Source organism: Flavobacterium sp. FlaQc-57 (assembly GCF_044007395.1).
Lineage (GTDB): Bacteria > Bacteroidota > Bacteroidia > Flavobacteriales > Flavobacteriaceae > Flavobacterium.
In genome coordinates, this window is record NZ_JBIPDA010000001.1 from 602,007 (window position 1) to 614,575 (window position 12,569).

The 12,569-nt window shown below is 32.1% G+C and carries 12 protein-coding genes; 2 read left to right on the plus strand and 10 right to left on the minus strand.

Translation table 11 applies throughout. From position 1 onward, the window contains the following. Nucleotides 1-27: 27 nt before the first annotated feature. From ACHRVZ_RS02525 to ACHRVZ_RS02550, 6 genes are all read right to left on the minus strand, one after another. Nucleotides 28-912 carry a DUF4835 family protein gene (locus ACHRVZ_RS02525; protein WP_395420615.1) on the minus strand — a complete coding sequence of 295 codons (885 nt, stop codon included), beginning with the start codon at nt 910-912 and terminating at the stop codon, nt 28-30. A gap of 65 nt (nt 913-977) precedes the next feature. After that, complete coding sequence (coaBC, locus tag ACHRVZ_RS02530) at nt 978-2,192, minus strand: bifunctional phosphopantothenoylcysteine decarboxylase/phosphopantothenate--cysteine ligase CoaBC (RefSeq protein ID WP_395420616.1); 1,215 nt, start codon at nt 2,190-2,192, stop codon at nt 978-980. Between the two features lie 9 nt (nt 2,193-2,201). Further along, entirely contained in the window at nt 2,202-2,519 is a 318-nt protein-coding gene (locus tag ACHRVZ_RS02535) for a DNA-directed RNA polymerase subunit omega (RefSeq protein ID WP_007807938.1), read from the minus strand. A 9-nt stretch (nt 2,520-2,528) separates the two neighbouring features. Then, entirely contained in the window at nt 2,529-3,323 is a 795-nt protein-coding gene (locus ACHRVZ_RS02540; protein WP_395420617.1) for an outer membrane protein assembly factor BamD, read from the minus strand. A 136-nt stretch (nt 3,324-3,459) separates the two neighbouring features. Next, on the minus strand, nt 3,460-4,341 hold the full coding sequence (gene dapA, locus ACHRVZ_RS02545) for a 4-hydroxy-tetrahydrodipicolinate synthase (RefSeq protein WP_395420618.1): 882 nt from the start codon (nt 4,339-4,341) through the stop codon (nt 3,460-3,462). Between the two features lie 16 nt (nt 4,342-4,357). Then, complete coding sequence (locus ACHRVZ_RS02550) at nt 4,358-4,870, minus strand: DUF6913 domain-containing protein (protein WP_395420619.1); 513 nt, start codon at nt 4,868-4,870, stop codon at nt 4,358-4,360. A 47-nt stretch (nt 4,871-4,917) separates the two neighbouring features. On the opposite strand from ACHRVZ_RS02550, the gene ACHRVZ_RS02555 reads away from it, so the two are divergent. Both ACHRVZ_RS02555 and ACHRVZ_RS02560 read left to right on the plus strand, forming a co-directional pair. Beyond that, nucleotides 4,918-5,694 carry a 5'-nucleotidase C-terminal domain-containing protein gene (locus ACHRVZ_RS02555; RefSeq protein WP_395420620.1) on the plus strand — a complete coding sequence of 259 codons (777 nt, stop codon included), beginning with the start codon at nt 4,918-4,920 and terminating at the stop codon, nt 5,692-5,694. Between the two features lie 160 nt (nt 5,695-5,854). Then, complete coding sequence (locus ACHRVZ_RS02560; protein ID WP_395420621.1) at nt 5,855-6,766, plus strand: bifunctional metallophosphatase/5'-nucleotidase; 912 nt, start codon at nt 5,855-5,857, stop codon at nt 6,764-6,766. Here the strand turns inward: ACHRVZ_RS02560 and ACHRVZ_RS02565 are convergent. The 4 genes from ACHRVZ_RS02565 to ACHRVZ_RS02580 form a co-directional block, all read right to left on the minus strand. Then, nucleotides 6,752-7,447: a hypothetical protein gene (locus ACHRVZ_RS02565; RefSeq protein WP_395420622.1), complete on the minus strand. Its 696-nt coding sequence runs from the start codon at nt 7,445-7,447 to the stop codon at nt 6,752-6,754. The two genes, ACHRVZ_RS02560 and ACHRVZ_RS02565, sit on opposite strands and share 15 nt — an antisense overlap. After that, nucleotides 7,434-9,440, minus strand: a complete 2,007-nt coding sequence (gene ligA, locus ACHRVZ_RS02570; protein ID WP_395420623.1) for an NAD-dependent DNA ligase LigA — start codon at nt 9,438-9,440, stop codon at nt 7,434-7,436. The genes ACHRVZ_RS02565 and ligA overlap by 14 nt, the downstream gene beginning before the upstream one ends. 247 nt (nt 9,441-9,687) lie before the next feature. Further along, nucleotides 9,688-11,625: an OmpA family protein gene (locus ACHRVZ_RS02575; RefSeq protein WP_395420624.1), complete on the minus strand. Its 1,938-nt coding sequence runs from the start codon at nt 11,623-11,625 to the stop codon at nt 9,688-9,690. Nucleotides 11,626-11,636: 11 nt separating this feature from the next. Beyond that, entirely contained in the window at nt 11,637-12,569 is a 933-nt protein-coding gene (locus ACHRVZ_RS02580) for a type IX secretion system membrane protein PorP/SprF (protein WP_395420625.1), read from the minus strand.

A 12,569-nucleotide genomic window follows, 5' to 3' on the forward strand; every position in this document is an offset into this window, starting at 1 on the left:
AAAGAAAGTAAGTCAATTGAAATCAATTTAAAACTTAATCTGCGACCATTTAGTTGAGTTCAAGGGCGAAACCTTATTCAAGACATCTGTTAGATCAGTAACCGGAATACTTGGCCCTCCTGAAAATATAGAAACAATTTCATCTGATTTTGCATCAAAAAATACTCTGGTCAAAAAAGCATTTGGTTTTACCGAATTCAATCTACCAATAATCATTAGGGCAGCTTTTACTTTTTCTTTTGAACCTTTCAAATCTTCACTCATACTATCCAAACCTGTATGATACATGAAAGTAGTTTGACGCAAATCACTATACATTGGCGAAATCATATCATTTATTAAGTAATAGCGATTTTGCAATCCATCAGATTGGTTCCATCCTTTTGACCCACCCTGTTGTGCTACATTTGCAATGTTTTGTGCAGTTTCAAGATAAGGATTTCCTCCTGTCATCTGAAAAGTATCAGCATCCATGGCCAAAATTAAATAACTATAGAAAGAAACGACAGAAACTAAATTCGATTCATACGTTGTCGGATTAAACAACAACGGTTCATATTCTATATATCGAAAATTAAAATCTTTGTCATTATAATTTAATACTGGCGAAGAATAAGTAGAGTTAAAAATCAATCGTGATGATTGCACTTGAATTGTTCCTGTAAATTGATCTGAACTATTAGATGACAATGTAATATACATGGAACAATTGATTCGTTCGTTTTGCTTTAGAACTGAACCTGTCCAATCTGTTTTATTAACAAATTCAGACAAAGATGTTTGAAGAGTCTTAAAAACTTGCTGATTTGGATTCGGTAATCTTTCAGTATTAATAGTTACCGTACAATTTAGCTGTTGTGCCTCTGCATAGCCAAAAATAAAAAAAACTAAAAGAACAACTATTTTATTCATAAAGAGATACTATTTGTGTTAGCGTGATATCGCCTTAGATGCTAAACTGATATTCTTAAAAAATATTATAATTTCTTAAAATGAGAAACCACTTTATTTAAAATATCAACAGCAACTGATTCTTTTGATTTTAATTCCATTGGTTCAATTTTAAAATCTTTATCAATAAATGTTACTTTATTGGTTTCTTTTTTAAAACCTGCCCCTTCATCTTGTAAGGAATTTAAAACAATCAAATCTAAGTTTTTTTTCTGAATTTTCAGCTTAGCATTTTCAATTTCATTTTGAGTTTCTAAAGCAAACCCAATTAGAAATTGCTTTTTTTTGATCGCTCCTAATGATGCTAAAATATCTTTTGTTTTTTCTAGTTCTATTGAAAACTCATCGGCAGTTTTCTTAATCTTCTGTAATGCAACAACTTTTGGTCTATAATCTGCAACAGCGGCAGCAGCGATAGTAACATCTGCTTCATTATAATGCAAATGACAAGCATCATACATTTCTTGTGCCGAGACTACGTTTACAACTTTAATTAAACTACTTTTTGCTTTAAAATGAGTTGGCCCGGCAACTAAAATTACTTCCGCGCCTAATTTTGCTGCTTCATTTGCAATATCAAATCCCATTTTACCTGAAGAATGATTTCCTATAAAGCGTACCGGATCTATTGCTTCGTATGTTGGTCCGGCAGTAACTAATATTCTTTTTCCTTTTAGAGGCAATTTACTTTCTAAATCAGCTTCAAGAAATGCAATAATGTTTTCCGGCTCAGCCATTCTGCCTTCTCCTGATAATCCACTTGCCAGCTCTCCATTTTCAGCAGGAATCATAATATTTCCAAACTGTTTTAAAGCATCGAAACTTGATAAAGTTGACGGATGTTTATACATATCCAAATCCATTGCCGGAGCAAAATATACTGAACATTTAGCCGATAAATAAGTAGCGATTAAAAGATTATCACAATTTCCTGTGGTCATTTTAGATAACGTATTAGCAGTTGCTGGAGCAATTAACATTAAATCAGCCCAAAGTGCTAATTCAACATGATTGTTCCAAACTGCATCTTCATCATCCTGATTAAAGAAACTTGAATGTACTGGATTTTTTGATAACGTTGATAACGTAAGTGGAGTTACAAAATCCTTAGAAGCAGGTGTCATTATCACTTGGACATGTGCACCTGCTTTTATAAAAAGTCGTACTAATGAGGCTGTTTTATAGGCTGCAATTCCACCGGAAACTCCTAGTAAAATTTTCTTCCCGTTTAAAACTGACATTATACTATATTATTTGTTTGAACCTCTGTGGTATGTTTTACCATCTAACCATTCTTGAACTGCTAAAGCATGTGGTTTTGGTAATTTTTCGTAAAATTTAGAAACTTCAATTTGTTCTTTATTTTCAAAAACTTCTTCAAGACTGTCATTATAAGTAGCAAACTCTTCTAATTTCTCAGTTAATTCTTTTTTAATTTCAGAATTAATTTGATTTGCTCTTTTAGCCATAATGGTAATTGCCTCATACACATTTCCTGTTGGCTCTTCAATAACTGTTTTATTGTAAGTTATTGTATTTACAGGAGCATTCGTCTTTTTTAAATCCATGACTTTATTTTATTTAGTAAATTTTTGTAAATCAGTTTCAACTCTAGCATTCATTTCGTCTGCCTCTTTTTTGTATTTTGTATCGCTTTTAAACTTAACCAAGTTATTATAAGCAACTTTTGCAACATTTAAACGCTCTTCCATTTTTGACGGAACACTGTTTATTGCTAATTTGTATGCTGAATCGTATTTGTAAAACAACGCATCTTCTTTAAACGGTGTTCCAGGAAAATCAGCTATAAAATTATCAAAAGCAATTAATGCTGATTTATAATCTGAAATCGTATTGTATCCTTTTGCATTTTCGTATGCTTTTTTCTCTAATTTCCCGTTCAAAACCTGCACTGCCGCATTCGCCTGAACAATGTATTCTGAATTTGGATAATTATCGATAAAAGCTTGTAATTTCTCTAAAGCTTTTACTGTATCAGTTTGATCTAAACTATATGTAGGTGCCAATTTTGAGTAACTAAAAGCACCCAAAAAAGCTGCTTCCTGAACTTTCTCACTACGAGGATATCCAGAAACAAAGCTTTCAAATTGATAACCAGCTAAGTAATACTGTTTTGTCTTATAATAAGATTGTGAAAACATGTAAAACAGTTTTTCAGCCTGAGGCTTTCCTCTATAAGAAGGAGCTAATTGTTCAAAAAGACGTATGGCTTTAGAATATTTTCCAGCATCATACATTTTTGTTGCCACATCAAACTTTGCTGCGACATCTTCATTTTTTAATGCTTTTTGGTATTCACTACAAGAACAAAAAAGGACAACAACAATTAATAGAGATACTATTTTTTTCATTTTCTTACTTTTATTATGATTTCTTAGACAATTATGCCAAAGCAAAATCACACCGAAGTTCCGGTGGCAAATTTAGTTATTAATTTAGCTACTACAAAATATTTTTTGGTATATTAAAATACCGACAATCTCACTGTTAATTTATGCTATTTTTTACAAATTCGTTCAATCTGTTTGCTAATGATTCATCAACACTTACTAAAGGTAAACGCACTATGTTATCAGCAATACCAAGGGCTTGAAAGACTTGTTTGATTCCGGCAGGGTTTCCTTGCTCAAAAATCATATCAATACAATCTGATAAAAAATATTGTGTTTTAAAGGCTTCATTTACCTTTCTATTCAAACCTAAACGAATCATTTCTGAAAATTCTTTCGGAAAACCTTGTCCAATTACCGAGATTACACCTGCTCCACCAGCCAAAACAATCGGCAAAGCAATCATATCATCTCCTGAAATTACCAGAAAATCTTTTGGTGCATTTTTGATTAATTGTAAAGCCTGCGCCATATCTCCGGCAGCCTCTTTTATTGCGACAACATTGTCAAAATCATTTGCCAAACGAATTACTGTGGATGGCAACATATTACTTGATGTTCTTCCTGGAACATTATATAAAATCACTGGCACAGGAGATGCTTCAGCAATGGCTTTAAAATGCTGATAAATTCCTTCTTGTGTTGGCTTATTGTAATATGGAGAAACAGAAAGTATCGCTTCAAAAGCCGAAAAATCTCTAGTTTTTAACTCTTCTACAATTTGCATTGTATTATTACCTCCAACTCCAAGAACTAATGGCAATCTTCCTTTATTAGTATCGATTACTGTCTTTATAACCAATTCTTTTTCGGCTTGCGTTAGAGTAGCGTTTTCTGCCGTGGTTCCCATAACTACAAGATATTCAACTCCTCCGTCTATAGAAAAATTTACGATGCGCTGTAAAGCGTCGATATCTATTGAAAAGTCTTTTTTAAATGGGGTTACAAGCGCAACACCAGTTCCTATTAATGATTGCATATTCTAATTTATAGTTTTATTTTATACTCTTTAAATACTTAAACAATTCGAAAACGAAAAGTCGATAATTCTCTACAGCCGTATTAATCATCAAATGATTCAATCTTTGATCAACAGATGCAAATCCTACTTTAAATTTTGCTCTTGATTTATTCGTTACTGACATCAAAATAGCATTTTCGCTATCATAATAACTAATCAAAAGATCAAATTCTGTTTCAATAAATTCATTGAGAAAAACTGCTGTAATTTCTCCCTTCCAATTGATGTGTTTTTTACCAAATGTAGGTATTGAATACGTTTTTTTCTTATCAAATTTACTTGTGTATAAAGCAATCTTAACATTCTGCGCTGCTATTCCTTTCGAAATTACTTCTTCAAATAGCTCTTTTGAATGCTTAAATCTGCTCTCATCAACCAGTAAACCAATTGTTTGCACATTGCTTGTAAATACTTCGTTTTGGACATTATGCAAGTTATTTTTTAATGATTTTTTTACAAAAAATTCCTTTATATAATTTAAAAACATAGTACTTTTACTAGATTACAAAATTAATTATTTAAGTCGCATTTAAGATGGTAAAACTAAAAAAGTATAACGGATTTTTAAAACTTTTTGTTATATTCTTAACACTTTTTATTTCTTCTTGCAGTCAGAAAAATTATAATCTGACGAAGATAGAAGGAAAACAACTTCCGATCACGGAAAAAACCGCTGAAACTCCAGCAATTGAAAAATTCATTAAACCTTATCGCGATCATATTAATAAGGATTTAGACAGTGTTCTTGCTTATTGTCCGGAAACTTTGGATAAAAGTACAGGAAAATGGCAAACTACTATTGGATGTTTGTTAGCCGATGTATGTGTTGAAAGAGGAAATCTGGTTTTTAAAGCTCGCGAGAAAAAAACTATTGATTTATGTCTATTAAACCATGGCGGTATTCGTGCCATTTTACCAAAAGGAAATGTTACTACGAGAACTGCTTTTGAAATTATGCCTTTTGAAAACAACTTAGTTGTTGTGGCATTAAAAGGAGATCAAATTCTTGAAATCGCTGCTTATATTATTAAGGAGAGAAAACCTCAACCTTTGTCTGGAATGACTTTTACTATTACGAAAGACAATAAAGCTAAAAATATTTTAATTCAGGGAAAACCTATTGATGTTAATAAGATTTATTATGTAGCAACAAATGACTATTTGGCTAATGGTGGTGATAGTATGACATTTTTTGCAAAAGGTGTTCAAAAGTTTGATTTGAATTACAAACTTCGAGATGTATTGATTGATTATTTTAAACAGGTAGATACAATTCCGGTACCAAAAGATATCAGAATTACTGAAGATTAAAAGCAGGCGTATACTTAGGATTAAAAATAAATCATTTCTATCCGCATAAAAAATTTAAGGCACAGATTAAAGATTAAAAATCTATCTAAATCTTTTAATCTGTGGCAAAAAAAGAAAACATTAGCAAATTACATTACAGTTTCCGCAAAAAATATACAAAATGAAAAGAAGAGAATTTATCGAAAAAACCGCTGCAAGTACTGCCTTATTAAGTTTAGGTTTATCATTGAGCAGTTTTGAAAGCAACGATATTAAACACTTAACGATTCTACATACTAATGATGTTCACAGCCACATAGATCCTTTTCCGGCTGATGATCCTCGTAACCCAAATAAAGGAGGCGTATCACGCAGAGCTGCACTTATAGAAACTATTCGTCAGGAAAATCCAAATGTTCTTTTGCTGGATGCAGGAGATATTTTTCAGGGAACTCCATACTTTAATTATTACGGTGGTGAACTCGAATTTAAATTGATGAGTATGATGAAATATGACGCATCTACTATAGGAAATCACGATTTTGATAATGGTTTGGATGGTTTGCATGCACAAATGCCACATGCTACTTTTGAATTTATAAACTCGAATTACGACTTTAAAAATACCGTTATGAACGGACTTGTAAAACCGTACAAGATTTTTAATAAAAACGGAATTAAGGTGGGTGTTTTTGGTTTAGGAATTGAACTTGCCGGTTTAGTTGACAAACAAATGTACAAGGAAACTATTTATAATAATCCCGTTGAAATTGCTCAGGATATGACGCAATTATTAAAAAAAGAGGAAAAATGTGATTTGGTTATTTGTCTTTCGCATTTGGGTTACAAATACAAAGATGATGCATCAAAAATTTGTGATTTAAAATTAGCGGAACAAACTCAGGATATTGATTTGATTATTGGCGGTCACACACATACTTTTTTAGATAAACCAACTATTGTAAAAAACAAGGCTGGTGAAAATGTACTGGTAAACCAAGTGGGATGTTACGGAATTAACTTAGGTCGAATTGATTTTTACTTCGACAAAAATAAGGCGCATACAAACCAAGGAAGATCAATCATTGTGTAATACTTTTTTTTGAAATTTAAGTTTTTCAAGGAAATACTCTACCATAAAGAAGTATGCCAGAATCTGAGTAACATCACGAATTAAAACAAGAACGATAGAATAAGAAAAATATTCGTTGAATATATAGAAGATATCTGAAAATATATAACTAATTGCCATTAGCGACATTAATAATGTTATATGTGTACCTTTGGTTATATAACTAACAAATGAAAAATAGCTTAAAACACTTAACACGAGTCCGTAAAAAGTATAAAGCGCACTAAACTTTTTCATGTTATCAAATTGCAAACTAAGTACTGAAATTAGTAAGTAAACGATAAATATAACAACTATAGAAACTGGCAAAATATCTTTTTTTGCCAGTTTTATTTTTTCATGCTCCCGTACATAAAGCTTTATAATTAAGAGATAAACTACCAGAAAGCTCATTACTCCGCCAATTTCTGAAATCTCGATATCCATTAAGTCAAAAACCTGGCCTATAAAACAGAATAAAAAAATTACAGCTTCTGTACTACCTATTTTAAATTCGGTACTAATCAAAAAATAAAAAAAGATTGCAGGAAGTACAATTGCCTTGGCATAAATGGAAAAAAAATCCTGCCCCGCCCAATCAAAAATGATTGTACAGAGTAACGCAAAAAAGAATAAAATTAACGACGGCTTATTCGCTTTCATTTAATTTATTTATAAAGTCTTCTTCTGATAGTATTGGAATATTTAGCTTATTAGCTTTTTCTAATTTTGCCGGCCCCATATTATCACCTGCAACGACAAAATCTGTTTTTGCAGAAATAGAGCTTCCAACTTTCCCTCCATTATCTTCGATGGTTTTCTTTAAATCATCTCTGGAAAATTGGCTAAAAACACCTGAAACTACAAATGTTTTACCTATAAATTTCTCGGTAGCATTTGGGTTAATTTTTTCTACTATTTCAAATTGAACTCCGTAACTTTTTAGACGTTCAATGATTTTTTTATTTTCTTCGTTTTCAAAAAATTCAATTACACTTTTGGCAATTCTTTCGCCAATTTCATCTACAAGAACCAAATCCATTAATGTAGCCTGACTTAATGCATCTATGTTTTTATAATGCTTCGCCAATTTTTTAGCTACAGTTTCTCCAACAAAACGGATTCCAAGTGCAAAAAGAACACTTTCAAACGGAATTTCTTTTGATTTCTGGACACCGTTTACCAAATTTTCGGCAGATTTTTGCGCCATTCTTTCTAAGTGCAAAATATCTTCCACTTTTAATTCATATAAATCGGCATAATTATGAACCAGTCCGTTCTTAAAAAGTAAGGCAACTGTTTCGCCGCCAAGACCTTCAATGTCCATTGCTTTTCTTGAAATATAATGCTGAATACGGCCAATAATTTGTGGAGGACATCCGTAAAAATTTGGACAATAATGATTTGCTTCTCCTTCGTTTCTTACCAATTCGGTTTGACATTCTGGACAATGTGTAATGTACTGTGTAACTTCTGAATTTTCCGGGCGTTTTTCTAAATCAACAGCAATTATTTTTGGAATGATTTCTCCTCCTTTTTCAACAAAAAGGGTATCATTTATTCTGATATCCAATTTTTCAATTTGATCAGCATTATGCAACGATGCTCTTTTTACAATTGTTCCTGCCAATTGTACAGGCTCTAAATTTGCTACGGGCGTAATCGCTCCTGTTCGCCCTACTTGATATGAAATTGATTTCAGTTTTGTTGAAACTTGTTCTGATTTGAATTTATAGGCAATTGCCCAACGAGGAGATTTTGCTGTGTATCCTAATTCTTCCTGATGTTGAATACTGTTTACTTTGATTACAACACCATCTGTTTCATATGGTAAATTGTGTCTGTGCACATCCCAGTAATCAATGAAGTCAAATACTTCTTGCATGTTATTGACCAATTTTGCTTCTTTTGGAACTTTAAATCCCCACTTTCTTGCAGATTCTAATCCGTCAAATTGAGTCGAAAAAGGCAAATTATTACCTGTTACAAAATACAATAAACATTCTAGCGGACGTTTTGCAACCTCAGCACTGTCTTGCAATTTAAGGCTTCCTGAAGCTGTATTTCTTGGGTTTGAATATGGTGTTTCGCCTATTTCAATTAATTCCTGATTCATTTTTTCAAATCCTGCAAAGGGCAAAATAATTTCTCCTCTAATATCAAATTTTTCAGGGTAATTTCCTTTTAGCTGTAGCGGAATTGATTTTATAGTTTTGATATTATTGGTAACCTCATCACCTTGAAAACCATCTCCGCGGGTTAAAGCTTGCACTAATTTCCCGTTTTCATAACTTATACTTATAGAAGCTCCATCGTATTTTAACTCACAAGTATATTGCAGATCAACATTTCCTAATACTTTTTGAATTCTGTTTTCCCAATCCAATAAGTCTTCTTTAGAATAAGAATTGTCTAAAGAATACATTCTATATTGATGCGCGATTGTTTTAAAATTTTTGGTAATAGTACCTCCTACTCGTTGCGTTGGAGAGTTCTCATCGAAAAATTCTGGATGCTTATTTTCTAAATCTTGAAGTTGCTTTAGCTTTATATCAAAATCATAATCAGAAATTGTGGCATTATCTAACACATAATAATTATAATTATGTTGATTAAGTTCGTCTCTTAAAGTCTGAATGGTCTCTTGAATACTCATATAATATTAAAATACTGGGCGTTGTGATTTAGAATAACTGAATATCAAAATTAGGATTATTTTTGTTCAAATTCATTAAAAAAACCAAAGTTTTATAAAATCAAAAATCAAGTTGCAATACGATGCAACTTGATTTTCTTCTTGCCCATTATTCTTAAAAAAGAATTAATAAAAACCAACTTCCAAATGGTTTCTTCGTTTCATGTTTTTAGGTAGACAACCAAAAAATCTACTTATTGACATAGAACTATTTTTGAATAATGATAAAATCTGAGCGTCTGTTTAATAAGTGTTCTTCTTCGGTACATTTTACACCATTTTTGCATTTGTTAATTAATCGGCTTTCACCGTAACCAATTGCACTTTCAATTCTTGACGCGTCTATGCCTTGTGAAACAATATAGTCTCGAGTAGATTTTGCTCTATTATCAGAAAGTTTTAAGTTATAAGAATCTTTTCCGCGAGAATCGGTATGCGATTCAATTTTAATTTTAATGTTAGGAAATTTTCTCATAATAAAAACTACTTTAGATAATTCCTCAACTGCCAAAGGTGTAATGTCGTATTTGTCGTAATCAAAATAAATTGGATTAACATCTACTTTTTCAACACCTTGTTTTTTCACTACCAAATCATCATAATTACTAAGTTCAAAATTGACATCGGTAATTTCGGCTTCATTTTCTTTTGTCGTTTCAACGGTTTTTTCGTCGTCACTGAAATTTGTTTTTGTAGCGACTAATCGAACTGTTTTATTACAAGGAACTGTTACGGCATATTTTCCGTCGAAATTTGTTTTCGTTTCTGCCAAAACCTCGTTATAAGAATTATAAGCTACTACAGTAACATCTGTTAAAGGTAATTTTGATTTTCGATCTGTTGCTTTACCTGAAATATTCTGGTTACAAACCGGTTCTCCTTTAGAAAAAGAGTAAATATCATCGTCACCTTTACCTCCTGCTCTGTTGGAAGATATATAACCATATTTTCCTGTTTTATCTATCACAAACGTAAAATCGTCTTTGTTACTGTTTATCGGAGCTCCTAAATTTCGCGGTGCAGTGAAACTACCATCTGATAACATTGTACTTTCATATACATCTAAATCTCCCCAACCATAATGTCCATCTGACGAAAAATAAAGTATTCCGTTGCGGAAAAAAGGAAAAAGATCATTACCAATGGTGTTTATTTTTGGTCCCAAATTTTGAGGTGAGTTCATTGTTCCGTCGTCTGCAATTTTCACCACATACAAATCTGTTTCGCCATAACCGCCAGGCATATCTGATGCAAAGAAAAGTAAATGTCCGTCATCACTTAAGCAAGGGTGCCCAACTGAATACTCATCGCTATCAAAGAAAACTTTTTGAGGATTTTCTAATTTCCCGTTTACTATTGAGCCTTTAAGAATCTGAAAATTATTAATCTTATTTTCATCAATAACCAATTTATTTTTCTTCACAATATTTGAGGAGTAATACATGGTTTTCCCGCTGGCATCAAAACTTGCTGTTGCTTCATGATATTTTGTCATTAAATTAGGTATAAACAAAACTTCGTTGAATAGACTTCCGTCAGCAGGATTTCTTTCTGCAACATATAAATTTAAGAAAGGCTGATTGTTCCAGGTATACAATTTTTGACTAAACTTTGTTGTGTCTCTTGCTGATGTGAATACAATTTTGTCCTGATAGAATGTAGCTCCAAAATCTGATTTACTGGTATTGATATCTAAATTTTTAATTTCATAAAGAGATTTTGCTTTAGATAAACTATCCATTTGCTTCTTTTGGGCAACATATCGATTGATTTCTTTTTGATCTCCTTTTTTGTTCAGATACTCTTTTGTGATTTTATCAGCATCATCATAATCCATCACAGCTTTCATCGACTGAATGTATCGCAGGTAATAGATATCTGTTAAATTATTACCTTGTGCTTCGTATAGTTTTTTGTACCATTTAAGCGCATTTCTCGAATCTGAAGTAAAGTAATAAGAGTCAGCCGCATTTTTTAACGTTTGTGCCGATGGATTTTTTATATTCTGCAAACATTCTTCATAGGCTTTTGATGCATCTACATAAGAGTAATTCTTAAACAATGCATCTGCCTTTTTTAAATTAGTTTTTTGAGCAAAACCTAATGTAAAACTCAATACTAAACTTAGGATATATATTTTTTTCATAGGTTTACTTTTTAGAAGAATCGAGGTGATTTGATTTTGCTTTGATTTTTAGTTAATTGATAACGCAAGATGATTTCGTGAGACCCATCATTGTATTTATTCAATTCGCTTACTGTATAATCAAAAGCATATCCGATATAGAAGCTTCTTGATATTTGAAAGCCCGCTAATATGCTCACTGAATCATCTGTTCGATAAGACCCGCCGATTACAAATTTTTCTGCAATCATAAAATTTGCCGAAATATCAGCAGTAAGTGGTGCTCCACTCACTGCTTTTACTAAAAATGCCGGTTTAAACTTTAAATTCGGATTCAAATCGAAAACATAACCTCCCATTAAATAATAATGCAGACGATCGTAATTTATTGATTCCTGAACGTCATCATAATAATCATTTTGAATAAAGCTTGGAATTGAAAATCCTACATACCATTTGTCGGTATAGTAATAAGCTCCTGCTCCAACTGCTATTTTTGCCTGATTATCAATATTCTGATTCAACAAAGCGTCATTATTATTATAATATTTCCCTTTTGACCAATCGACATTTAACATTCGCATACCGGCTTTTAATCCAAATGCTAATCGTTGTTCATATCCTAACGGAATTGAATAAGAGAAGTTTCCATCGATATACAATTCATTTGATGGGCCAATTTTGTCATTCACAATACTTAATCCAACTCCAAGCATCTCATTTCGAAGAGGCGAATGCATAGAAAAGGATTGCGTTTGTGGTGCTCCATCGATTCCAACCCATTGAGAACGGTGCAAAAGTGTTGCTTCTAAAGCTCCGGTTGACCCGGCATAAGCTGGGTTTACCGCCATCGTATTGTACATATATTGTGTGTACTCCGGATCTTGTTGTGCATTTGCACATAGTGTAATAAAAGAACATATTAAGATGAAATACGTTTCTAATGATTTTATATATAGTTTCAT